24 protein-coding genes and 1 pseudogene are annotated in these 23,275 nt (G+C 64.6%); 11 read left to right on the plus strand and 14 right to left on the minus strand.

Annotated elements, in window-relative coordinates; all coding sequences use genetic code 11:
• Window positions 1–302: pseudogene (locus tag Q319_RS26960) on the plus strand (IS4 family transposase); the annotation flags it as partial.
• Between the two features lie 209 nt (window positions 303–511).
• Here Q319_RS26960 and Q319_RS0109165 read toward each other — a convergent pair.
• Entirely contained in the window at window positions 512–931 is a 420-nt protein-coding gene (locus Q319_RS0109165; protein ID WP_029482031.1) for a secondary thiamine-phosphate synthase enzyme YjbQ, read from the minus strand.
• A gap of 53 nt (window positions 932–984) precedes the next feature.
• Between Q319_RS0109165 and Q319_RS0109170 the strand changes: the two genes are divergently transcribed.
• The gene (locus Q319_RS0109170) at window positions 985–2,253 is read left to right on the plus strand and encodes a hydroxyacid-oxoacid transhydrogenase (protein WP_029482034.1); all 1,269 of its coding nucleotides are present in this window, start codon (window positions 985–987) and stop codon (window positions 2,251–2,253) included.
• Window positions 2,254–2,257: 4 nt separating this feature from the next.
• Here the strand turns inward: Q319_RS0109170 and Q319_RS0109175 are convergent, their stop codons facing one another.
• Genes Q319_RS0109175 through Q319_RS0109185 form a run of 3 tightly spaced genes read right to left on the minus strand, consistent with a single transcriptional unit; the run spans window position 2,258 to window position 3,703 of the window.
• Window positions 2,258–2,602 carry a YraN family protein gene (locus tag Q319_RS0109175; protein WP_029482035.1) on the minus strand — a complete coding sequence of 115 codons (345 nt, stop codon included), beginning with the start codon at window positions 2,600–2,602 and terminating at the stop codon, window positions 2,258–2,260.
• Between the two features lie 16 nt (window positions 2,603–2,618).
• Complete coding sequence (locus Q319_RS0109180; protein ID WP_029482036.1) at window positions 2,619–3,281, minus strand: HAD-IA family hydrolase; 663 nt, start codon at window positions 3,279–3,281, stop codon at window positions 2,619–2,621.
• The gene (locus Q319_RS0109185) at window positions 3,278–3,703 is read right to left on the minus strand and encodes a putative dsRNA-binding protein (RefSeq protein ID WP_029482037.1); all 426 of its coding nucleotides are present in this window, start codon (window positions 3,701–3,703) and stop codon (window positions 3,278–3,280) included. The genes Q319_RS0109180 and Q319_RS0109185 overlap by 4 nt, the downstream gene beginning before the upstream one ends.
• Before the next feature lie 54 nt (window positions 3,704–3,757).
• Here Q319_RS0109185 and Q319_RS0109190 point away from each other — a divergent pair, with 54 nt between their 5' ends.
• A complete protein-coding gene (locus tag Q319_RS0109190) occupies window positions 3,758–4,243 on the plus strand; it encodes a hypothetical protein (protein ID WP_029482038.1) in 486 nt (161 codons plus the stop codon).
• Between the two features lie 80 nt (window positions 4,244–4,323).
• Window positions 4,324–4,539: a PspC domain-containing protein gene (locus tag Q319_RS0109195; RefSeq protein WP_029482039.1), complete on the plus strand. Its 216-nt coding sequence runs from the start codon at window positions 4,324–4,326 to the stop codon at window positions 4,537–4,539.
• A 63-nt stretch (window positions 4,540–4,602) separates the two neighbouring features.
• On the opposite strand, the gene Q319_RS0109200 is transcribed toward Q319_RS0109195, so the two are convergent.
• From Q319_RS0109200 to Q319_RS28625, 5 genes are all read right to left on the minus strand, one after another.
• Complete coding sequence (locus Q319_RS0109200; RefSeq protein WP_211252342.1) at window positions 4,603–7,071, minus strand: ATP-binding protein; 2,469 nt, start codon at window positions 7,069–7,071, stop codon at window positions 4,603–4,605.
• A gap of 31 nt (window positions 7,072–7,102) precedes the next feature.
• On the minus strand, window positions 7,103–7,585 hold the full coding sequence (locus tag Q319_RS0109205) for a hypothetical protein (protein WP_029482043.1): 483 nt from the start codon (window positions 7,583–7,585) through the stop codon (window positions 7,103–7,105).
• 4 nt (window positions 7,586–7,589) lie between these two features.
• Window positions 7,590–7,886, minus strand: coding sequence for a hypothetical protein (locus Q319_RS0109210; RefSeq protein WP_029482045.1), 297 nt, complete (start codon window positions 7,884–7,886; stop codon window positions 7,590–7,592).
• A gap of 26 nt (window positions 7,887–7,912) precedes the next feature.
• On the minus strand, window positions 7,913–9,049 hold the full coding sequence (locus Q319_RS0109215; protein WP_029482047.1) for a M20 family metallopeptidase: 1,137 nt from the start codon (window positions 9,047–9,049) through the stop codon (window positions 7,913–7,915).
• Between the two features lie 100 nt (window positions 9,050–9,149).
• Window positions 9,150–9,491, minus strand: coding sequence for a hypothetical protein (locus Q319_RS28625; protein WP_245619077.1), 342 nt, complete (start codon window positions 9,489–9,491; stop codon window positions 9,150–9,152).
• A gap of 298 nt (window positions 9,492–9,789) precedes the next feature.
• Here Q319_RS28625 and Q319_RS0109225 point away from each other — a divergent pair, with 298 nt between their 5' ends.
• The gene (locus Q319_RS0109225; protein ID WP_029482050.1) at window positions 9,790–11,736 is read left to right on the plus strand and encodes a S9 family peptidase; all 1,947 of its coding nucleotides are present in this window, start codon (window positions 9,790–9,792) and stop codon (window positions 11,734–11,736) included.
• Window positions 11,737–11,912: 176 nt separating this feature from the next.
• Window positions 11,913–13,307, plus strand: coding sequence for a class II fumarate hydratase (gene fumC / locus Q319_RS0109230; protein WP_029482052.1), 1,395 nt, complete (start codon window positions 11,913–11,915; stop codon window positions 13,305–13,307).
• A 341-nt stretch (window positions 13,308–13,648) separates the two neighbouring features.
• Here fumC and Q319_RS0109235 read toward each other — a convergent pair whose 3' ends face one another.
• The gene (locus tag Q319_RS0109235; RefSeq protein WP_029482054.1) at window positions 13,649–15,511 is read right to left on the minus strand and encodes an NPCBM/NEW2 domain-containing protein; all 1,863 of its coding nucleotides are present in this window, start codon (window positions 15,509–15,511) and stop codon (window positions 13,649–13,651) included.
• A gap of 608 nt (window positions 15,512–16,119) precedes the next feature.
• Window positions 16,120–16,335 carry a hypothetical protein gene (locus Q319_RS0109240; protein WP_029482056.1) on the minus strand — a complete coding sequence of 72 codons (216 nt, stop codon included), beginning with the start codon at window positions 16,333–16,335 and terminating at the stop codon, window positions 16,120–16,122.
• Window positions 16,336–16,587: 252 nt separating this feature from the next.
• On the opposite strand from Q319_RS0109240, the gene Q319_RS0109245 reads away from it, so the two are divergent.
• On the plus strand, window positions 16,588–17,775 hold the full coding sequence (locus Q319_RS0109245; RefSeq protein WP_029482058.1) for a glycine C-acetyltransferase: 1,188 nt from the start codon (window positions 16,588–16,590) through the stop codon (window positions 17,773–17,775).
• A 97-nt stretch (window positions 17,776–17,872) separates the two neighbouring features.
• Here Q319_RS0109245 and trxA read toward each other — a convergent pair whose 3' ends face one another.
• Window positions 17,873–18,211 carry a thioredoxin gene (trxA, locus tag Q319_RS0109250; RefSeq protein ID WP_029482060.1) on the minus strand — a complete coding sequence of 113 codons (339 nt, stop codon included), beginning with the start codon at window positions 18,209–18,211 and terminating at the stop codon, window positions 17,873–17,875.
• 16 nt (window positions 18,212–18,227) lie between these two features.
• The gene (locus tag Q319_RS0109255; RefSeq protein WP_029482062.1) at window positions 18,228–18,746 is read right to left on the minus strand and encodes a peroxiredoxin family protein; all 519 of its coding nucleotides are present in this window, start codon (window positions 18,744–18,746) and stop codon (window positions 18,228–18,230) included.
• Window positions 18,747–18,938: 192 nt separating this feature from the next.
• Here Q319_RS0109255 and Q319_RS0109260 point away from each other — a divergent pair, with 192 nt between their 5' ends.
• From Q319_RS0109260 to Q319_RS0109275, 4 genes are all read left to right on the plus strand, one after another.
• Window positions 18,939–19,520, plus strand: a complete 582-nt coding sequence (locus Q319_RS0109260) for a TetR/AcrR family transcriptional regulator (RefSeq protein WP_029482063.1) — start codon at window positions 18,939–18,941, stop codon at window positions 19,518–19,520.
• On the plus strand, window positions 19,517–19,918 hold the full coding sequence (locus Q319_RS0109265) for a GNAT family N-acetyltransferase (RefSeq protein WP_029482064.1): 402 nt from the start codon (window positions 19,517–19,519) through the stop codon (window positions 19,916–19,918). Before Q319_RS0109260 ends, Q319_RS0109265 begins: the two co-directional genes overlap by 4 nt.
• 43 nt (window positions 19,919–19,961) lie before the next feature.
• A complete protein-coding gene (ubiE, locus tag Q319_RS0109270) occupies window positions 19,962–20,690 on the plus strand; it encodes a bifunctional demethylmenaquinone methyltransferase/2-methoxy-6-polyprenyl-1,4-benzoquinol methylase UbiE (protein ID WP_029482065.1) in 729 nt (242 codons plus the stop codon).
• A gap of 90 nt (window positions 20,691–20,780) precedes the next feature.
• The gene (locus Q319_RS0109275; RefSeq protein ID WP_081845962.1) at window positions 20,781–21,722 is read left to right on the plus strand and encodes a LysM peptidoglycan-binding domain-containing protein; all 942 of its coding nucleotides are present in this window, start codon (window positions 20,781–20,783) and stop codon (window positions 21,720–21,722) included.
• Between the two features lie 235 nt (window positions 21,723–21,957).
• Here Q319_RS0109275 and Q319_RS0109280 read toward each other — a convergent pair whose 3' ends face one another.
• Window positions 21,958–23,079, minus strand: a complete 1,122-nt coding sequence (locus Q319_RS0109280; protein ID WP_081845963.1) for an oxidoreductase — start codon at window positions 23,077–23,079, stop codon at window positions 21,958–21,960.
• Window positions 23,080–23,275: the final 196 nt, after the last annotated feature.

A 23,275-nucleotide genomic window follows, 5' to 3' on the forward strand; every position in this document is an offset into this window, starting at 1 on the left:
AGTGTACGTTCAGCAGCATGAAGTCGCGTGGCTTTGACCTGGAACGGTCAGCGGTGACCCACGCTGACCGATTAGAGCGGTTGTTTGGACTGGTCACGCTGGCCTGGGTGTGCTGTCTGCGGGTGGGCGTCTGGATGAATGCGTCCAAACCAATTCCAGTCAAAGCGCATGGTCGTCGCGCAGTCAGCGTGGTCCAGTATGGCTGGCAATATCTGGCGAGAGCGCTGAGATGGGATCACCCACAGGCCGAAATATACTTCGGCCTCTTAAATCAACCTTTCTCCGCACCCAGCGCCACTTAAACGCAAGTTGTCCGGTACTGAACTGGTCGTGTTGTGGGCGGGTTGATTGCGGTTTAACCCCTCCGGCGCTTCGCGCCACCTCCCCTCAAAAGGGAGGCAAGAGGTGTGGAATTGCCCGGCCAGTTGCACTCCTTGGCTCCCTTTAAGGGGAGCTGGCTGCGAAGCAGACTGAGGGGTTAAACCGCAGACGGCCACCCAGACAACTGTTTCTACTCTCCCATCAGCGTCAGCAACAGCCGCCGCGCACCGCCGTGATCGCGGTGTTCGCACAGGTACACGCCCTGCCACGTTCCCAGCGCCAGCCGCCCGTCCCGCACAGGCAGGCTCAGGCCCGCGCCCAGCACGCTGGCCTTGATGTGCGCGGCCATATCGTCGTCGCCCTCCTGGGTGTGTTCAAACCCCGCCCAGCCGTCGGGAACGGCGTGGTTGAAATAACGCTCGAAGTCGCGGCGCACGTCGGGGCTGGCGTTCTCGCTGACGGTCAGGCTGGCAGAGGTGTGCTGGATAAAGACATGCAGCAGGCCCACCCGAATCCCGGCGAGTTCGGGCAGGGCCGACACCACCTCGCGCGTGATGGGGTGAAAGCCGCGCGGGTGGGGCTTGAGGGTCAGGTCACGCTGGTGCCACATGCTGCCCAGACTACGGCCCACTTGCTACAGTCGGCCCTATCAGGGGGCAAACCATGAATGACGAACAGGAGAGGATTTTTACCGTGGAGGCCACGCCGGTCAAGTTCGGGCCGGGCGCGGCGCTGGAGACGGGCTGGGAGTTACAGCGACTGGGAGCGCGGCGCGTGTTTTTCGTGGTGGACCCCGAGGTGCTGCGCCTGGGACTGGCCGAAGCCGTGCTGAACAGCGTCCGCGCCGAGGGGATCGACGTGACCGTGTACTCGGATGTGGAGACCGAGCCGACGCTGGCGTGCTTCGAGCGTGCGGTGGCGGCGGCGCGGGCAGCCGATGCCGACGCCTTCGCCGCGCTGGGGGGCGGCAGCGCCATAGACATTGCCAAGGTGGCGAATCTGGTGGTCTCGGACGGCGGCGGGATCATGGAATACGTGAACGCACCTGTGGGCGGGGGCCGCCAGCCTGCGGGACCGTTGCGCCCGCTGCTCGCCATTCCCACCACCCCCGGCAGCGGCTCGGAGGCCACCACAGTTGCCATTCTGGATCTGCCGGAACTGCGGATCAAGACCGGCATCAGCCACCGCCGCTTGCGCCCCACGCAGGCCGTCGTGGACCCAGAGCTGACCCGCAGCGCGCCGCCCGCCGTGATCGCCTCGGCAGGGCTGGACGTGGTGTGCCACGCCGCCGAGAGTTTCCTGAGCCGCCCGTACACGTCCCGCCCGCGCCCCGTCACCCCTGGCGAGCGTCCGCCGTACCAGGGCAGCAATCCGGTGGCTGACCTGTGGTCCGCGCAGGCCATCCGCAACGGCGGCCAGTTCCTGCGCCGCGCCGTGCAGGACGCGGATGACAAGGAGGCCAGGGGGGCCATGATGCTCTCGGCCACGATGGCGGGCGTGGGCTTCGGCTCGGCGGGCGTGCATATCCCTCACGCCTGCGCGTACCCGATTGCGGGCCTGAAGCACCAGTACCGCCACCCTGGCTATCCCGGCGACAAGAACTTCGTGCCGCACGGCTTCAGCGTGATCGTGACCTCGCCCGCCGCCTTCCGCTTCACCTTCGACAGTGACCCGGCGCGGCACATCCAGGCAGCGTCCATGCTGACCGGGCAGACCTACGACGCAGATGACCGGGATGCCCTGCCGCACGCCCTGCTGTCATTGATGCGCGATGTGGGTGCCCCGCTGGGCGTGCGCGAATTCGGTTACGACGACGCGGACATTCCCGCGCTGGTGGACGGGGCCATGAAGCAGCAGCGTCTGCTCAGCGTTGCCCCGCGCACGCCCACAGCGGACGATCTGGCGCGGATTTTCGCGGAGTCGATGGGGTAAGCCGTTAGCCCTCCACTTCCAGCAGACGAATCTCGCCGCTCGCCGCCGGACCGTCGATGGTCAGCACTTCCAGGCGGCAGGGCAGATCGTCGCGGCCCAGTTCGCGGGTCAGGTATTCCAGCGCCGCACGGTGCATCAGCGCCAGCTTGCGCGGCGTGACGCTCTCGGCAGCGCTGCCGTAACGGGTCTGGCGGCGCTGTCGGACTTCGGTAAAGACCAGCGTTCCCCCGGCTTCACGGGTGACCAGATCAATCTCGCCGCCGGGAATGCGGTAGTTGCGGGCCAGCACTTCGCGGCCCAAAGACAGCAGGTGGGCGGCAGCGCGGTCCTCGGCGTCTGCGCCTTTCAAGAGCGGAGAACTGGCCTTAACCCAGCCACTCGGCCCAGCCCGTGAAGTCCGGCACGGCCAGTTCCGCGCCTGCTTCTAACAGCACTTCTCCAGAGGAGGTGGTGGTCAGCGCCACGACGCGGCAGCCTGCTCCGGCGGCGCTTTTGACCCCATTCACGGCGTCCTCGTGGGCCAGACAGTCGGCGGCGTTCAGGCCCAGCCGCTGTGCCCCCAGCAGAAAAGGCTCCGGGTGGGGTTTGCCGCGCGTGACGTCCTCGCCCAGCACGCGCGGCCCGAAGCGTTCGCCCAGGCCCAGCGCCTTCATCCCGAAGTCCACGTTCACACTATCTGCACTGGTGACCAGACAGTGCGGAATGCCCCGCGCCGCCAGCACGTCCAGGTATGCGCTGAGGCCCGCAACTTCCTGCATGTTTCCGGCGGCCAGGTCGCGGTAACGCCCTTCCTTGGCCTCGTGAAAGCGGGAGATCAAGTCGGCATCGGGGTAGTGCCCGGTCAGGCGTTCGATGATTTCCGGGTTGCGCCCACCGTCCACCTTGGTGTCCAGATCATGCTCGCTGAGATTCAGGCCCAGCACCTCGGCGGCCACCTCCTGCCACGCCTGCCGGTGAAAGGCGTTGTTGGCCGTCAGCACGCCGTCCATGTCGAACAGCACCCCTGCCGGACGCCACGGCCAGTTCACGCGCTGTCTTCTTCGGGGCCGTGACCCAGTTCGCCCAGCAGATCGCGGTACAGGCGAGCCGCGTCGGCGCGGACCTCGTCCAGCGTGGCGTCATCGGGCGAGAGTTCCAGCGCCGTTTCCAGCGCCGCCTCCAGCACGCCGGAATAGATCGGCCAGCGGACGGGAGTCTCTGTTTCCGTCTCGTTGTCGGGCAATTCCGCCTCGCTGACACCGTCCAGGGCGCGGAGGGCCGATTCTGCCGCTAGGCGCTCGGCGTCCTTCTTGCTGCGGCCCTCGCCGCCCACCCCCAGCACGTGCCCGCTGGCCAGCACCTGCACGCGGAACAGCCGTTCGTGCGCCGGGCCGTGCGACACCACCTCGAAGATCGGCGCACCCTGCCCCTGCCCCACCAGCCGCGCGATCAGTTCACCCTTGGCATTCATGTTCCCAGAGTAGGGCATAGCGTTTGAAGGGGTGAGGCGCGTTAGCCTGTGCCCATGCGCCCGCTGCTGACCCTGTTGCTCGTGTCCTGCGCCTCCTGGGCGGGAGGGCTGACCCAGGCCCCCGTACCGCCGCCCGGCGGCCCCCTCGCGCCGGGTCAGGTCTGGACCCTGAAAGCCGTCAGCGCCGAGGGCGAGGCATTCCAGACCACGCTGCGCCTGAGCGCCCAGCCGCCCGAGGGGACGCCCGCCACCTACCGCGCGGACCGGGGCGTGCTGCTGCTGGATCAGAACAACTCTTCCCTGATTGCCCTGGATTTCGCCGATGCGAAGGACGGTGGGCTGGCCCTGGCGTGCGCCTATATCGGCCCGCTGGAGGGGCAGAGCTTTGAGGGCGTGCTGGCCGCCGCCACCCTGGAAAACCTCTCCTCCTTGCTGGAAGCGGCCCTGGCCGTCTTCAAGGTGGCCCGAACCCCCGCAGACCGCGCCGAGGCCAGCGCCGAGTTGCGGCTGGGGCGCTGCACGTTGACGCTGACAGAGTAAGCGACGCTGACTTTAGGTGGAGAAAGGCCGTCCATCAAAAGTCTGTTTCGCACGGTTCACGCGGGGCGCAGACTGTGGGCATGGAAAAGAAGCTGATTCGCGACATGGACAGAAAGGTTCTCGGCGGCGTGGTGGCCGGCCTGCAACGCCTCTACGCTCCACAGGTGGACCTCTCGCTGTTGCGGGTGGCGGCAGCAGTGTTAGCTGTGTGCATTCCCCCGGTGATCGTGGCCTATGCCGCGCTGTGGGTCATTGCGCCGCATTCGGACCAGCGGCAGCTTCAGCCCGCCGCGTAAGCGGCAGAAGGACGCCACCGGACAGACTTTTCCCGGTGGCGTCCTTCTGCTGTCGCTCGCTTCTTACCCCTCCGCTCCCGCCCAGGCCGCCCGCAACGCCCCGTTCTCAGAGACAAAGGGCAGCCACGCCAGCGCGATCAGTGGAATGCTGACGTCTGCTGCTTTGGCACGGATTTCGACGCGCTCCAGTTCCCCGCCGGAGACCCCGCCCAGCGCGTCCACCTCGGCCTGAACCTGATTTTGCAGATCCTGAAGCTGCTGCGAGACCTGCATCAATTCCGCCTGCGCCGCCTGCACGTCCTGACCCTCGCGCATGGAGCGGCCCACGCCGGAGACCCCGCTGCGGAGGGCCGTGGTCCTGCGCCCGCCGCCGAACAAGGCCCCCAGCACACCCACACCCACGCTCATGGCCGTCTGAAGTTGCGCCTGCTGGGCCTGGGCCTGCTGCTGCCCGACTTTCAGTTGCAAGCGTTCCAGCCGGGTTTGCAGGGTGGAAACTTTAGAGGCATATTTGGCCCGCAGCTTCTGTACCGCCGCGTCCCGCGCCTCGCGTCCGGCGTGGCTGGCCCTTGCGCGGAAGTCGCCCTCGGTTTCGCCGGGAGAACTCATCACGCCGCTGGCCGGGTCCTGCCACAGCGTCAGCGGCTTGCTGGCGGCCACATATTTTGCGGCCTCCTTGCTCCACTTCGGGTAATTTTTGGCGTCCAGCAGCGGCGCGGGCAGTGCAGCAAACGTCACGCCGTCCGCCGGGGTCTGCTCCAGGGTGGAGGGGCCCACCGCCAGTTCTGCCGCATCCGCCCAGTTCACAGCAATCGGGCCGTCACTGATTTCCACGGCCAGGGGTAGCGTGCCGCTCACCTCTACCCGCGCCTTCAGGTTGCTGTAGCGCACATTCGCCACCGCCAGCAGATGCGGATGGTACGTCACCCCAGTTTCAGAGGTGGGGACGTAGACCTCGGTAATTCCGGGGGGGAGAAGCGGCTTGGAGCCTGTCTGAGCGGCACCTGGAGCGGGCGTTGGCGTTGGCGGTGCGGCGCTCACCTCAGCATTGCGCGGGGCATTCCCCTGCGCCAGCTTGCGAATCTGGCTGCCCGTGATCGGCCCGGCCAGATAACTCATGGTCCAGCGCGTCGTGAACAGCGTGGGCCGGGCGTCGTGGATGTTGTGCATCAGGAAGACGCGTTTGCCTAGGCCAGAGAGCAGCTTGTCCAGCTCGGCCTTGCTCATGGCCTCCTGCCCGGCGGACGCGCCTTGCAACGCCTCCAGCACGCGGGCCTTGTCGTTGTCGGTCTGGAGGCGGCCAATCATCCACGTTCCGGTGTTGCTCAGGCCCTTGTAATCCAGATCGACGGGATTTTGCGTCGCCAGCGTCACGCCCAGGCCAAAAGCGCGGGCCTGCTTGAGCAGCGTCAGCATCGGCGGCTTGCTGGGCGGGTTGCCGTTCGGGGGGAAGAATCCGGCAATTTCATCCATGTACAGCAGCGCCCGCAGCGAACTCGTCCCGGACTGCGTCCTCATCCAGCTTAGAGTGGCGTTGAGCAACATACTCACGAAGAACATCCGCTCGGAGTCGTTCAGGTGGGCGATGTTCATGATCGACACGCGCGGCTTGCCTTCCGGCGTGAACAGGAAACGGCCCACGTCCAGCGGTTCGCCCTGTGTCCACACTGCAAAGCCCGGCGAGGCCAGCAGGTTGTTCAGGCTCATGGCAAGGTCAAAACGGTCTTTGGGCGGGTAAAAGGCGTCCACGCCCATCACGCCGATCTGGGTGAACGGCGGTGTCTGGATTCCGCCAATCAGGCCCGCCATATCCAGCGTGCGGCCCTCGGCCCAGGCGTGCGAGAGCAGCGTGGACAGCAGCACATGCTCACGCGAACGCAGCGGATCGGCGTCGATGCCCAGCAGACCCAGTAATCCCGTGACCGTACCGCCCACGCGCTCGCGCAGAGCGTCCGCGTCGTCCATGACCTCGGGGGGCGGCGCGTCGAAGCCCTTCAGCACGCTGATCGGGCGGCCCGCGCTGCTGCCGGGGGTGTAGACCGCGAAATCGGCCTTTTCCCTGAGGGTGCGGATGCGTTCGCCGCTCTGGCCCCAGTCGGCCAGCCCCTTTTGCCACAGCGCCGCCTTCTGCGCGGCCAGTTCGTCGGGCGTGATGCCGCCGCGCGTGGCCTCGGATTCATCCACCCACGGGCGGAAATCGGCGGGGGCAAGGTCCGGGAAGGTCAGCAGCAGGTTGGCCAGATCGCCCTTGGGATCGACGGCCAGCACCGGAATGCCGTCCATCGCCGCCTCCTCGATCAGCCCCAGCCCCAGCCCGGTCTTGCCGCTGCCGGTCATGCCGATGATGACCGCGTGGGTGGTCAGGTCACTGCTGTCATACAGCAGGAGTTCGTCGGTGACTGCCCCCGTACCGCCGTCCACTGCCTTGCCGAGGTAAAACGCGCCGAGCTTCTCGTAATCCTGCATAGCTTCTCCCTGGAGGCCGCGCCGCAGACCCCGGCGTGAATTCTTGAATGACCCGGCGTTCAGCATGGGAGAAAAAGTGTGGTGGGATGGAACTGCTCTACTCTCCAGTGTCTCCAGTGATGTTTCGTGCCCCGGCCACCCGTTCGTCCAGCGCGCTCAGGCGACGGCGCAGGCCCAGAATGTAAATTTCGGGCGGCACTTCCTCGCCGTAGCACCACGCCCGGATTTCCCTGGTCTGGGCGGCGCGCAGCAACTCGTCCAGCACCAGCAGCAGGTGTTCACGGCCCGCACGGGCCTCGGCCAGCAGTTCGGGCAGGGCCATCCCAGCCAGTGGGGCGGTCTTGCGGAGGGGAAGCCTGTCCCAGTCGTCGCCCAGGCCCAGGCGCATCTCCATGCCCATCTTGCGCTCCATGCCGATGCTGGCGCGCAGGGTGTCCTCGGCCCCCGCGCCCCAGTGGACCGAATCCAGCACCTCGTAAAATCCGGCACTCAGATCGTCCAGTTCGCGGCGAACGTCCGGCAGCGTGGCGGTCCGGGCCTCGGCGCGCAGCAGGTCCAGCGGGTGAGGTTCGGCGGTCACGGCCTCAGTCCTCCCATTCGCTCACGGGCACGAATTCCACGCCGTCCCCACTGGTGGACAGCACCCGGTAGCGGTTGTTGAACTGCACCACCAGTTCTCCCCGGTCCAGATGCTGCGGCGAGATCACCGGTTTGCGGAACACGTAATTGCCGTCGTCATCGATGCCGATGTGTGCGCCTTTGGTGAAACGGAATTCGACGATCTCGCCGTGCCGGACCGTGCGGACGCGCACGCGGAAGGTCTGGGCGTCGTCCTGCTTGACGTTTGCATTGGCGGGCGTTTTGCGGAACAGATTGAACATGTGGCCTCCTGGCGGGGGAAAGAGCTTCAGACCTCTTGCAGCAGGCGGGTCAGCAGGCGCACATGATCCGGCCAGCGGTCCAGACGGATGTGTTCGTGGCTGGCGTGCGCGCCGTCGCCGGGTGCGCCCAGGCCGTCCAGGGTGGGCGACAGCGGCGCGGTGAAATTGCCGTCGCTGCCGCCGCCCACCACCTCGTGACCCAGGGTGAAGCCCAGCGTCTGCGCGGCAACCTGCGCCCGTTCAAACAGGGCCATCGTCGCCCCGCTCTGCTCGAAGGGGGGACGGTTCAATCCACCCGTAATAGTCAATTTGACGCGGGGATCGTCCGGGGTCATGGCCTGCACCGCCGCCGTGACGCGCTCGGCCTCGGCCAGCGTGGAAACCCGCAGATCGATGTCCAGCACGCACTCGGCAGGAACCACGTTGACTGCGCTGCCCCCCCGGATCAGCCCGACGCTGAGGGTGGTGCCGGTTTCCGGGCGGGCCAGCGCCTGCACCTCCAGCACGGCCTTTGCAGCGGCGGTGATGGCGCTGGCCCCCTCCTGGGGCTTGTTTCCGGCGTGGCTGGAAATCCCCTGAAAGTGCAGCGAGAAGTGGCCGGTGCCCTTGCGCCCGGTCTTGAGGTTGTGGCTGTCGGCCACCGGGGGTTCTACCACCAGCACGGCGCGGGCGTTGCGGGCGGCGGCCTCGATATACACGCGGCTGCTGGCGCTCCCGGTTTCCTCGTCCGGCGAGAGCAGCACCTGCACGCCGCCCCTGGGCCACGGACTGCCCGGAGACTGATGTTTCAGGGTCCGCAGCGCATGGAACAGGCCCACGATTCCGGCCTTCATGTCGTAGGTGCCGGGGCCATACAGGCGGTCTTCGTCCTCACGCCAGGGCATCGTTTGCAGCGTGCCGTGCGGCCAGACGGTGTCGGCGTGGGTCAGCACCAGAATCGGCTGTTCGTCATAGGCCGCCCCGAAGTTGAACAGCCGGGTGCCGCCGGGCAGCGCGTGCGTCTCCGCGCCCAGATCCAGCGCCCAGCGCTCCACCACGTCCATCACGCGGCAGATGGCGGCCAGATCGGTGGACGGCGACTCGATGTCCACCAGGGTTCGCAGGTCACTGAGCATGGCCTTCAGGTCAGGTTGCAGGTCAGATGGAGCAGATGGGGATGACATGCGCCCATGCTACCCCGGCCCAGGCAGACGCAAAAAAACCTCCAACCCTGGGCTGGAGGTCTGATCCGTTCTCGCTGTCTTGCGCTTGCTGGCCTGAACTTCAGGTCAGCAGGGCGAGTTGCTGGGCCGTCACACTGACCTTCGAGCGGCCTTTGAGGTACAGGTCATGCACCACTTCCTTGCCGAAGATGCGGCCCAGGTGGGTGCTGGTCACTTCCAGGACGCGTTCACGGCCCTGCCCAGCGCTGATCTTGAGCCGGACGATACTTGTGGTGCCGGGAACCCAGGTACACAGCATGTCCTGAAGAGCGGCGGGCATCTGGGCGGGTCTGGGCTGGATGGGCTTAGGCTGGATGAATTTGGGCTGGGGGCGGGCCGATGGTGACGTGGCGTTGGGTGCGGGCTTCTGGGTCCGGTTGGAAAGGGGTTGAGGAGCAGTCATGGTGGGCCTCCGGGAAAACGAGGATCAATGTGGGGTGCCTTGACCTGCTGGCAGCGGCTCCGGCTCCAGGATGGTCAGCCACGGGTTACGGGAAAGAGCGTCATGGACGCCACGTCGCAAAACGGGGCTGTATTTCAACAGGTGGAGCCGGTGGTGCCGGTATGTCTAGTCTAACTGATGGTCTTCTGACTGCCAGGAGCTTTGTCCCAATTGATCTTGACCATTTCGTCATGAACGCTCCCTGAGCGAGAGTAAAAATCGTGTGTCGGAGCTACGGGAAGGGGCTATTCTAAGGCCCATGTCCAATCCAATGCCCGGCCCCGACAGCCTGCTCGCTCTGGCCTTTCCCTCCGATCCGCAGATCAGCCCGGACGGACAGCGCGTCGCTTTCGTGCTGGCCCGTGTGGAGGAAGAAGACCCGCAGAAGTCCGATAAGGAATTCGCGAAACCGCGTTACAAGACCCACCTGTGGCTCAGTGACGGCGGCGCGGCCACGCAGCTCACCCAGGGCGAGGGCCGCGACAGCTCGCCGCGCTGGTCCCCGGACGGGGGAACGCTGGCCTTCGTGCGCGCCAGTGGTGGGCGGGGCGGTCAGCTCCATCTGCTGCCGCTGGCCGGTGGCGAGGCCCGGCGCGTAACCGAATTCAAGGGGGCCGTGCAGGACCTGCAATTCAGCCCCGACGGGCGTTCTCTGGCCTTTCTCAGCACGGGCGACGACGAGGACAAACGCGACGAGCGCGGCGAGGCCCGCGTGATCACCCGCCCGCGCTACCGCTTCAACGGGCGCGACTGGCTGCCCGAACGCCCGGCCCGGCTGTGGCACTACGACGTGCAGGCCGACAAATTGAGCGAGTGGCATACGCCTGAAACCGAGATCAACGGTTACGCCTGGCAGCCGGATTCGGGCGGCGTGCTGTTCATCTCCAGCACCGACGAACTGAAGGCCGTGGAGTGGCGGCAGGAAGTTCACCGCCTGCCGCTGGACGGCCCGCCCGAACAGCTCACGCACTGGAATACGGCTATCGGAACGCTGGTTCCGCACCCGGATGGGGTGCGTTTCGTGCTGGTGGGCCGCCCCGAGGGCAAGGGCAGCCCGGAAAACAGCCACCTGTTCCTGGTGGAGGCCGACGGCTCGTGGCGACGCATGGACGAGCAGCACGATCACGGCGTCGGCAACATGGTGGGCGGCGACTGCCATGTCGGGGCGCTGCCCGAAAAACCCGTCTGGCTGGACGACAGTACTTTGCTGTTTTCCAGCACGGTGCGCGGCAGTTGCGGCCTGTTCCGGGTCACGCTGGACGGCGAGGTCACGGCGCAGGACCACTACGCGCAGAATGTTATTCCCTCCTTCACGGCGTCTGGCAGCGGCGTGGCACTGATCCGCGAGCGGGCAGACCGCTTTCCCGAAGTGGAGTTGAACGGCAAGACGGTCACGGCCCTGCATGACCGCCTGACCTTCCCGGTCCTCACTCCCGAGCGCGTCACCTTCCAGAACGAACTGGGCGAGGGCGAGGGCTGGACACTGCTGCCGGAGGGCCAGGCGAAGGTTCCCGCCATCCTGACCATTCACGGCGGCCCGCACACCGATTACGGCCACGCCTTCATGCACGAGTTTCAGTTGTTCGCAGCACGGGGTTACGGCGTGTGCTACAGCAATCCACGCGGCAGCGCCGGATATGGGCAAGCATGGGTAGACGACATTCACGGGCGCTGGGGCGGCCCTGACATGGACGATCTGATCAACTTCTTTGACCGCTGCCTGGAAGCCTACCCGCGCCTGGACGGAAGCCGCAGCGCCGTGATGGGCGGCAGCTACGGCGGATTCATGACCAACTGGATCACGGGGCACACCACGCGCTTTCAGGCGGCGATCACAGACCGCAGCATCTGCAACCTGCTGTCCTTCGGCGGCACTTCCGACATCGGGCTGCGCTTCTGGGACGACGAACTGGGCCTGAATTTCCACCGCCGCGCCGACGCCCTGAAGCTGTGGGATCTCAGCCCGCTGCAATACGTGGAGGACGTGAAAACGCCCACGCTGATCGTGCATAGCGTGCTGGACCACCGCTGCCCCGTGGAGCAGGCCGAGCAGTGGTACGCCGCCCTGACCCTGCACGGCGTTCCCGTGCGCTTCGTGCGCTTCCCGGAAGAAAACCACGAACTGTCCCGCGCGGGCCGCCCGGACCGCCGCATCAAGCGACTGGAGGAATACCTGGGCTGGCTGGAGCAGTGGCTGAAGGAGTAGAGCGGTTCTCCTGAACATGGGCCTGCATTCGTTCCCCTCTTCATTGAGGGGATTTTTTGGCCACCACATTGCTGTGAAGGCGATCAAACGCTGGTAAAGAGGGGGCAGCGCGAAACAACCGAGCAGGAGATTCTCGTCCTCTGCGCAGATGCACAGAGCTGCTCTAAACTGCCCTCATGACCCAAACCCGCAAGGAATCCGACACGATGGGCACGCTGGAGGTCGCCGCAGACCGCTACTGGGGCGCGCAGACCGAGCGCAGCATTCACAATTTCCCGATTGGCCGCGACACCTTCGTCTGGGGCCGCCCGATCATCCGGGCGCTGGGAATCCTCAAAAAGGGCGCGGCGCAGGCCAATGCCGAGCTGGGTGAACTCCCACAGGACGTGGCCGATCTGATCGTGCAGGCCGCCGATGAGGTGATCGCCGGGAAACTGGACGATCACTTTCCGCTGGTGGTCTTTCAGACTGGATCAGGCACCCAGAGCAACATGAACTCCAACGAGGTGATCAGCAACCGCGCCATACAGATCGCGGGCGGCGAGATGGGCAGCAAGACGCCCGTGCATCCCAACGATCACGTCAACCGGGGCCAGAGCAGCAACGACACCTTTCCCACCGCCATGCACATCGCCGTGGTGCTGGAACTGAACGAGCGACTCTACGGCGACGTGGGCAAGCTGCGCGACACCCTGCATGCCAAGGCCCAGGAGTACACGGGCATCGTCAAAGTGGGCCGCACGCACCTGCAAGATGCCACCCCGATCACGCTGGGCCAGGAAATCGGCGGCTGGGTGGCGCAACTGGATTACGCGCTGGCCGAAGTGCGGCACGCCGGGGAAGGCTTGCTGGACCTCGCCATCGGAGGAACGGCAGTGGGCACGGGCCTGAATGCCCACCCGAAATTCGGTGATCTGGCCGCCAAAAAGTACGAAGCCGAGACGGGCTTTGCCTTCCGCAGCGCCGAGAACAAGTTCGCCGCCCTGAGCGCCCACGACGCCCTGGTGCAGACCTCCGCCGCGCTGCGGACGCTGGCCGGGGCGCTGATGAAGATGGCCAACGACGTGCGCTGGCTGGCGAGTGGCCCGCGCAACGGCATCGGCGAGATCACCATTCCCGAGAACGAGCCGGGCAGCAGCATCATGCCCGGCAAGGTCAATCCCACCCAGAGTGAAGCACTGACGATGGTGGCGACGCGCGTGTTCGGCAATGACGCCACGGTTGCGTTCGCCGGATCGCAGGGCAACTTTCAACTCAACGTGTTCAAGCCCGTGATGGTCCACGCCGTGCTGGAAAGCATCCGCCTGATCAGCGACGCCTCGCTGGCCTTCAACGACAACTGCGCGGTGGGGATCGAGCCGAATCTGGAGAAAATCAAGCACAATCTGGACATCAACCTGATGCAGGTCACGGCCCTGAACAAGCACATCGGCTATGACAGGGCGGCGGCCATTGCCAAGAAAGCCCACAAGGAAGGCAGCAGCCTCAAGGCGGCGGCGGTGGGGCTGGGCTACGTGACAGACGAGGAATTTGACGCCTGGGTGGTTCCGCTGGAGATGACGCGGAACTGAATGTTCTGCACGCTTGATCTCTGTCCCTGCTTCATCTGGAATATCGCTGAGGACGCGCCGCGTGAAGGGTAAGGACAGCCAGAGGGAACGAAACAAAAAAACGAAACAAAAAGGGGACCTGCCGGGCGTGACAGGTCTCCTTTGTAGGTCTCTTCAATCAGAAAGGTGGGTTGCTGGGATGACGGCTCATACGGATTCCGCTTAATTACCGTATAAAGGCCACCAGTGGAACAGGATGTGCTGGGTGAAGAGATCGGGTTGTCGGCGGCACTGTGGCGAAAAATGATGGCTGAATAGAATTTAGCAATGCTCCAGTCTGCGCTTTTTATTCGGAGTCCGTATCAGTTGGGTCCCATGCTCATGCCAGCGGCGCGGAACTTGTTCTGCCACATCTGGAACTCCTGCTTCTCGGTGTCCATCGTCACTGCACCGGACCACGACGCATTGTTGTAGCAGGTGTTAGAGCAGTCGGCGAACCAGGTGTTGTTGAGCCAGGTGCTGTTGTTGGCGTTGATGCGGGTCCAGCCGATCACGTTGTCGTGGACTGTGTTGTTGAACCAGGTGTTGCTGCCCTTGCCATTCATGACGTCCCAGACGTAGATGCCGACGTTCTGGGCCTTGTTGATCTCGCCGGTGGGCAGGCGGCCACTCGACAGCACGCGGTTGTTGAACACGTTGTGGTCATGCCCGCCCGCGATGCCGATCCCCTGGTTGGAGGTGCTGACGATCTGGTTGTTGTAGACGTCGACGTAACCGCCGGCCTCGCCCAGGTTGCCCACCGGACCGTCGCCCAGCATGATGCCGCCGCCGGAGTACCCGCCGTCCGTGGCCGCCTGGATGGCGAACGCCCCCTGGATGTAGTTGTCATGGATCTGCATCCGGCTGCCGGCAGTGCCGCTGGTGGAGTACAGGTTGATGTTCTCTTCCAGCGAGCTTTTGCCCGGCTCGTTGATGACCTCGTTCCAGGCGATTTCCATGCCGGGCACGTTCTGGACCTTGGCGATCTGTGCGAACTGGGCGTAATAACGTCCACCGTTGTACCCGCCGTTGCCGTTACTCAGGCGACCATCGATATTCTTGGCCCTGTTGCGCAGGATCTTGATGGTCTGCCCGTTGCCCTTGCCGTAGAACAGGTTGACGTAGATCCCCGTGGTGCCCTCCATGTAATTATTCTCTACCCGGAGGTTGTAGACCTCTTCCACAGCGGCGAAACGTCCGGCGTAGGCACCGGCGACATTGGGATTCATGCCATACCCGTTGGTGTTGCGGACCGTCAGGTTGACCTTCCAGCCCCGGATGAGGTGACCCCGTCCACGCAGATTGGAGCCTTCGATCACCACAGGTTCTGAGGTCTGGATGAAGACCGCAGGCACGTTCGGATTCATGCTTTCCCAGTTGCCCCGGTAGGTGCCGCCCTTGGTAATGACCAGCGGTCCGCTGTAATTGACGTTGCCGGACGGAGGTGTAGGCGCAGGGGGAGTAGGAGTGGGCGCAGGTGGAGCAACCGAGGGCGGCGCAGGCGACGTGGGCGTACCGGACGAATTGCAATCCACCAGAATGGCCCCGCCCCAGTCGGCGTGATCGTAATCGAGGCCGTCACCCGCGTCGCCCACCACCAACTTCAGTTCACGGCGGCCCGAAACGTCCACGTTGACGGTTTTGGGGGCGTCCGCGCCGGTCATCCTGCCGCTGTCGAATACCTTGACTCCATCGGCAAACACCTGGAACACCACGCTGCCCCGATCCCCCACCTCGTCGTCGATGCCCACGTCACTGATAAACCGGTTACATTTGCCACCCAGATTGAAGGTCATCGACGAATTGGAATGCACCCCGAACCCACTGTCGTACTTCTTCCCGTTCACGACCATCATGCGCCCGTCTCTGGCTCCGTTCTCGCCGACGCTCATGTTGCGCTCAATGGGTCCCCAGCCGTTGGTCGCTGCCGTCCACGCCTCGCCGCTCAGCATGTTGTTGCCGGTGTTGATCGCCAGCGCCTTCATGCGGGCCACCTCGGCTTCCATACCCACCAGACCATTGTCAGAAGACACCCAGGAGTGATCGGTGCCGTCGTAGATGAACTGGCTGCCATTCTGCCCATCTGCCTGCGGCTGGGGGGGGGCGGTCTGCTGCGAACAGGCGGCCAGGGTCAGGGTCAGGGCAAGGGCGGTGAGGGACAGGGCAGAGCGGGGGGAATGAGACATGGTGGGTTTCCTCTGTGAAGACGGTAGGGGGCGGGTGACTTGATCGATTCAGGTTCAGAAACTGGGTTGGGCAGTCCTGAACGAGCTGTCTCTGGAGATCAACGTCGGGCCGGGCGTAGGAGGCGAACTGCCAGAAAGCGGAAGTTGGATCGGCTTACTGGAGGGCCGCCGTGCTTGCACAGTTACCTTAACCAAATCTTATTAGAGGAATCTGCAAACCAGTCTCTTAAACCCATTCTCATTTCGCTCATGCACCCTGGGCTGTCCCTGGAACGCGCCGTTTTGAATGCGAACAGGCAAGTGCAAAATATTCACAAACAGACGTGGTGGCAGGGTGTTTCCAGGCACCGGACCCACTGATTTCATGGGGCAGCATGAGTGCCGGATCAGACCGCGCGTTAGATGAAGCGTTCTCATCTGGGCGTCCGGGAATGGCGATCTCCCCACCGAGCCGCCAGAGGCTGAAACGGGGGCCAGGCTGGCGGCCAGAAAAGACGAGACATTCAACCAGTTCATTCAATCAAAGGAACTGTCCCAGCCGATCTCTGAACCCTGTTGGGTGAGATCGGCTGGGACACCTGGGAATCGGCTGTCGTGTGGTCCGGGTTTCAGGCCACGGACTTGCGGACAATGCCATCTACGGACGCGTCACTCATCCAGGCGTTGACCTGAAGATTGGGGCTGACGCTGGGGGCCACGCTGCCCTCGAACGGCACGGCCCAGCGTTCACCTTTCATACTCCTGATGAGGACCGAGACCGCCAGTGCCACCAGCAGGCACAGCGCAACGGCGGCGGGCAACAGCGCGATCAGCAACAGGGTCATGCGTCACTGTGCGACCCGACGGCTGACCGATTCATGACAGAGGTTTACGAAGCATAAAATAAAGATGAGTTTTTCACGCTGTTCCTTTAAAAGTGTGGGGGATCAGGGCTTCACCCCCCCTGGATGTATGAAATTTTATATTCCTCATGCCGGCTCTGGGCGGTCAGGGCGAGGAATCTCAAGGAGACTGGCGCTGGCCCTCCGTGCCCTGCATACGGACAGGGATGTGGGCAGCCCTCTAGACTCCGGGGTATGACCATTTCACTTTCCGAGCGGCTGAGCGCCGAACTCTCAGGTCTGCGAGACAGCGGACTCCTGATCAAGCCGCGTGTACTGGACGGAGCCAACCGCGCCCGCACGCGCGTGGATGGCCGCGAGGTGGTGAATCTGGCGAGCAACAACTACCTGGGCTTTGCCGATCACCCTCGCCTCAAGGAAAAGGCCGCCGCCTACCTGCGCGAGTGGGGCGTGGGGGCCGGAGCAGTGCGGACCATTGCCGGAACGCTGCGGATTCACGAGGAACTGGAACAGCAACTGGCCGCCTTCAAGCACACCGGCAGCGCTCTGGTGCTGCACAGCGGCTTTACCACCAATCAGGGGGTACTGGGCACCCTGCTCAAAGAGGGCGATCTGGTGATCAGCGACGCACTGAACCACGCCAGCATCATCGACGGGCTGCGGCTGACCAAGGCCACCAAGAAGGTCTACAAGCACGCCGATGCGGACGATCTGGAGCGGCTGTTGCAGGAAAACGAGACGGACGGCCTGAAACTGGTGGTCACCGACGGCGTGTTCAGCATGGACGGCGATCTGGCCCCGCTGGATAAGTTGATCGCGGTGGCCCGCAAGTACGGCGCAGTCACGTATGTGGACGACGCCCACGGCAGCGGTGTGATGGGCAAGGACGGTCGCGGCACGGTGCATCACTTCGGCTTCGAGAACGCCGACGACGTGATTCAGGTGGGCACCCTGTCCAAAGCCTGGGGCGGCGTGGGAGGCTACGCCGCCGGGCACGCGGACCTGCGCGAATTGCTGATCAACCGCGCCCGCCCGTACCTGTTCTCCACCGCGCAGCCCCCGGCGGTGGTGGGCGGTCTGGTGGCCGCCATCGAGGAAGTGCAGCGTGACCCCACGCTGATGCGGCGGCTGTGGGACAACACGCACTACTTCAAGGCCGAGTTGGCCGGGTTGGGCTTCGACACGATGGGCAGCGTCACCCCCATCACCCCAGTCCTGTTCGGTGAGCCGGAAGCGGCGTTCGAGGCCAGCCGCCTGCTGTTCGAGGAAGGCGTTTTCGCCGTGGGTCTGGGCTTTCCCACCGTGCCGCGCGGCAGCGCCCGCATCCGCAACATCGTGACCGCCGAGCATACGCGCGCCGATCTGGATCAGGCGCTGGAGGCGTATGACAAGGTGGGGCGGAAACTCAAGATCGTGGGCTGAACAAACATCTCCAAAGCAGCAAAAGGCCACCCCCGCATCTTGGAGGGTGGCTTTTGCCTTGGGGCTGATCTTGAAACTGAGGTTCTGTTGGCGCTGTTCAGTTGGCGCTGGCGGCGGCTCCCGCATGCTTGTCCAGTAGCTTCTCAAAGGCCCGCCTGGGTTGTGCGCCCACAATACTCTCTACGGGCTGCCCGTCCTTGAACAGCATCAGGGTGGGAATGCTCATCACGCGGAACTGGCCCTGGGTCATGGGGTTCTCGTCCACGTTGACCTTGCCAACTTTGACCCGGCCCTCGTACTGCCCGGCCAGTTCCTCAATCACGGGGGCAATGATGCGGCAGGGGCCACACCACGGTGCCCAGAAATCCACCAGGGTCAGTCCGCTGGCGATCTCGCCCTGAAAGTTACTGTCGGTTAAAGTGATGGGGTTTGTCATGGTCATTTCCTCCGGTTTAGGTCTGAGACTGAATGTACTTGATCAGACCCAGCGTATCAGCGGCGTTCAGGCGGCCAATGGCGCTCGACGAGTACAGCGCCACGGCCACCTTGCCGTCGGGCGACAGAACGAAGCCGGTGGCGTGCGAGTAGGGGGGCTTGCCGTCGCTACCGTCCGACACATAGTTGCCGACGCTGGCCGCCGTGGCCTGTGCATCGATGCCGTAGGCCACCGGGAAGGTCAGGCCATGCTTGCTGACCGTTTCCTGCGCCTCACTCTGGGAATCCACCGAGAGGGCCACCACTTTGGTGTTGATCCCGGCAAACTGCTCCAGAGATTTCTGGAAGTCGCTGAGCTGCGTGCGGCAGAACGGGCACCAGTTGCCCCGGTAAAACAGCACGACGCCCCAGCTTCCGGCCAGATCGGCGGGCAGGTTCAGCGTGCCGCCGCCCACCAGATCGGCGCTCAGGTGCGGAAAGGTGTCACCGTTGTTGAGGCGAAAGACGCTGGCGGTCTGTGTAGCAGTTGCAGTCATGATGATCTCCTTAGTAAGTTGACTGACTCAATTTTGAGTCGCATTACTTGCTGCTTTAAAAAATACACCGAGAGACTGTGGTTGTCAAGCGTCAGCGGCTCACCCTCTGGCCGACTTGCGAATTGAGCCTGTAGAATTTAGACTGAGTTGAACGACTGAAATTCTTTCCAGTCTCGCGTGGAGGCGCGCCCTATGCTGAAAACCAATCCCAAACGCCAGCGGCTGATCGAGGCCGCCAAGACGCTGTTCTACACGCGTGGCGTCGAAACCAGCAGCCTGTCTGAAATTGCCCAGGCCGCCGAGGTGCCGCCGGGCAACGTGTATTACCACTTCAAAACCAAGGACGCGCTGGTGGAGGCCGTGATCGCCTCGCACGGCACGGACATTCTGGACGGGCTGGCGCGGCTGAATGCGGAGGGTGACCCACGCGCACGGCTGCTGGCCTTCGTGCGCGGTGGGCTGGCCCACAAGGCAGAGCTGGCCCGTTACGGCTGCCCGTATGGCACCCTCTGCGCCGAGCTGGAAAAGGCCGGGGGCAGCGCCGCCGAGAGCGCCACCGTCCTGTTTCCGCTGTACCTGCACTGGCTGGAGCGGCAGTTTGCGGCGCTGGGCCGCCCCGACGCCGCCGATCTGGCGCTGGACACGCTGGCCGCCGTGCAGGGCGCGTATGCCGTGACGCAGGCCACCCGCACGCCGCAGGTGCTGGAACGTCAGGTGGCGCGGCTAGAACGCTGGATCACCGATTTGGACGCGGGCGAAAGCATCAGCGCATGACTTCCGAAATCGCCTACCGCGTGCGCCAGTGGCCGGAGCTCTCGGCGCTGGGAGCGTTGCGGGAAGCTGCCTGGGGTGGGAAGGATGACGGCCAGTGGTGGCAACCCGTCCTTGAGCGCAGTCTGACCTGGGTCACGGCTTTCGACGGCGAGACTTTAGTGGGCTTCGTCAATATCGCCTGGGACGGGGGCGTTCACGCCTTCCTGCTGGACACCACCGTTCACCCGGACTGGGGACGGCGCGGCATCGGCACGGAGCTGGTGCGGCGGGCAGAGGCGGCGGCGCGCGAATACGGCGGACTGGAATGGCTGCATGTGGACTACGAGCCGCATCTGACCGGCTTTTACGAGGGTTGTGGTTTCGCTTCCACACCCGCAGGACTCCTGAAACTGAATTGACCCTTCCCCTTTCTCCCGTTCCCGCCCGGCTATCATCCTCGGCATGACCGCTGCGCCGAAAAAACCCTCCGTGGGTGACAGACAGGACAAGGGCGGCGACGTGCAGGCCATGTTCGCCGACATCGCCCCGCGCTATGACCTGCTCAACCGCGTTCTCAGTCTGGGCGTGGACCGGGGCTGGCGGCGCGAGGCCACGCGTGAGGCGCTGGCGTTTGCCCCCGCCCGCGTGCTGGACGTGGCGACGGGCACGGCGGACTTCGCGCTGGAACTCAAACGCCGCGCGCCGGAATCGGAAGTGATCGGCAGCGATTTTGTGCCGCAGATGCTGGAGATCGGGCGGACCAAGGCGGCTTCCAGACACCTCGATATCCGCCTGGAGGAAGGCGACGCCCTGAATCTGCCTTACCCGGACGGCAGTTTCGACAGCGTGACCTGCGCCTTTGGGTTCCGCAATTTTGCCGACTATGCGCGCGGCCTCTCGGAATTCTGGCGGGTGCTGGCTCCGGGCGGACGGGCCGTGATTCTGGAGTTTCCACCGCCCCGCGCCGGGCTGTTCGGCAGTATTTTCCGCTTTTACTTTCAGCATGTGCTGCCGCGCATCGGCGGCCTGATCAGCGGCAACGCGGGCGCGTACACCTACCTGCCCGAGAGCGTGCTGGCCTTTCCGCCGCCCGAACGGCTGGCCGATCTGATGCGCGCTACGGGCTTCCGCACGCGCTACCGCCTGCTGTCCTTTGGCATTGCGGCGATTCATGTGGGCGACAAACTGTAGGCCAGGCGTGGCGGGATCGGTGCCTCCACACCCCCGACGGGCAGGGTTCTTCACACGCCCTTAACCTGGCACGGTCTATGGTGACAGGCAATGATCGAGCAATCGCCAGAATCAGTGTCCAGGCCCTCTCCCCTGCTGCGGCGCTGGCTGCTGGGCGCGGCTCTGCTTGGGCTGGCGGTCACCCCGGCTGGGGCCACTTCGACACAGACCTACACGGTGAAAAGCGGTGACACGTTGTTCGGGGTGGCCCAGAAGGCGGGCACCTCGGTTCCGGCACTGCTGAAACTCAACGGTCTGAGCGGAACGTCGCTGCGGCCAGGGCAGGTACTGAAATTACGTCCGGCCTCAAGTGCGCCCGTGCAGCCGATCCAGAAAGCAGTGGCCCCGAAGCTGCCGCCCCTGCCGCCCGCCACACCGCGCCCCGATCAGGCGAAGGTCAAAGGTCCGTCGAAATGGCAGACGCCGCCCCCGGCCACCATGACCAGTTTTATCGGCTGGGCACTGCCTGGCACGGATTCTCCATTCGGGAACGAGCTGCCGGTCAGGACCTACCTGCCGGGCCTGGGCTTCAGCATGCAGACGCACAACAACTGCGGCCCCAGCGCGCTGTCCTCGGTGCTGGGTTTTTACAAGGTGCAGATCGGTCAGAACGTCATCCAGCGCACCGCGCGCCCGGACGGCGGCTACATGCAGATCAGCGCCATCGCCCCGGAGCTGAGCAAATTCAAGCTCCGCACATTGACGGTACGCGGCGGGCATATCTCACAGATCAAGCGGCTGCTGGCGCTGGGCATTCCGGTGATCGTGCTGCAATGGTACGAACGCCCCGGCGAGGTGCCGCACTTCCGCGTGGTGCGCGGCTACGACGATCAGGCCGGGCTGGTCTGGGTCAGCGACAGCATGGTAGGACCGCTGGCCTACCTGAGCTACCACAGCTTCGACGCCCTGTGGAACACCCAGTCGCGGCAGATGTTCCCCGTCTACCCGGAGGGGTATGACAAGCTGGTGCGGCGGCTGGTGGGCCAGGGCTGAGCAGCCGCAACCACAGTTCTCTACCTCAGATCATCAGCCCGCCAGCTCCTCCTGCCCTGTTCATGGACCTAGAACTTACGCGAAATGCGGAAAAGATTGGGGCTATGTTGGCCGAAAATTGGCCCTGGGATGCCGCTTCGTCTGACCCCCTCCCCAACCCTCCCCCATAAAGAGGGAGGGAGAAAAGATCGTGTTTATCGGTCTGCCGAGTGGTATCGCGTAAGTCCTGGGACCTTCAGAGGGCGAACGGCACCCCGGTCAGTTCCTCGGAAGCCTTCCACAACTGCCGGGCGGTCTCGGCGTCGTGCGAGCGGGCGTTGGACTCCACGCGCTGCGGGTGGCCCGCGATCTCGGCCAGCCCGGACGGCCCGAAGAACTCGCCGCCCTCTACCCCCGGCGCTGTCGCCGCGTACATGCTGGGCAGCGCGCCCATTTCCTGCGTCTGGGCCAGTTTGCCCATCAGGCCGTCGTTGCCGCCCTCACCCTGCAAACCCGTGGCCGCGTAGCCGGGATGGGCTGCCACCGCCACCGTGGATTTCCCCGCCGCCTGCAACCGGCGCTGCAACTCGTAGGTGAACAGCAGATTGGCGAGCTTGCTCTGGCCGTAAGCGGGCATGGGTTTGTAGTCGCGCTCTTTCCAGTTCAGGTCATCAAAATCGATCTTCCCAAAGCGGTGTGCGATGCTACTCAGGTTGACCACCCGCGCGTCAGGGGTAGCGTTCAGCACGTCAATCAACTGCGCGGTCAGGGCAAAGTGGCCCAGGTGGTTGACGCCGAACTGCGTCTCGAAGCCCTGCGTGGTCTCGCCCTGCGGCGGCACCATGATGCCCGCGTTGTTGATCAGCAGATCCAGGCGCTCGAACCTGCCCTTGAAGTCGTCTGCAAAAGCCCGCACCGACTCCAGATCGCCCAGGTCCAGGGACATGGGGATCACCTTGCCACGCGGACCTGTCGCCAGAATACGGGTGGCGGCCTGTTCCGCCTTTGCGGCGTTGCGGCAGGCCATGACCACGGTTGCGCCGTGCTGGGCCAGCGCGCGGGCCGTTTCGTAGCCCAGTCCGCTGTTGGCCCCAGTGACGATGGCAACCTTGCCACTCTGATCGGACATGTCGGTCTCGGACCAGTCACTGTGTTTGCGGCCACGGGCGAAATAGGCCAGTGGTCCGATGAAGTTGAGGAACAGGGCTGCGCGCCAGCCCGCCCGCGTGCCGTTGAGCTGATCCGGCTGACGGCGGCTCAGGTCCAGCCACGCAGCGGCAAATAGCCCTGCCTGCACAGTTCCGGCGGCGACGATGGCGGTTTTCTGGAGCGCGCTGAGGTTGTTCCAGCGGCGAATAGACCTGTGCTGTATTTGCATGTGAATCTCCTGTCTGGAGCGAGCGTAGAGCGCGGCGCGCCGCCCGAAGGTAACGGGCAGGAGGGTTGGGCCTGCCGAAGCTCCAGCTTTGTCCCCGAAGAGAGGTCGAGTTCTGGGCAACTGAGTTCTGGGCAATAGCTACAAGCTCCAAATCTCCCGCCCAGAAGCGTGCCAGCCGCTCTCACCCTTCAGCCTC

This window comes from Deinococcus marmoris DSM 12784 (assembly GCF_000701405.1).
Taxonomy (GTDB): domain Bacteria; phylum Deinococcota; class Deinococci; order Deinococcales; family Deinococcaceae; genus Deinococcus; species Deinococcus marmoris.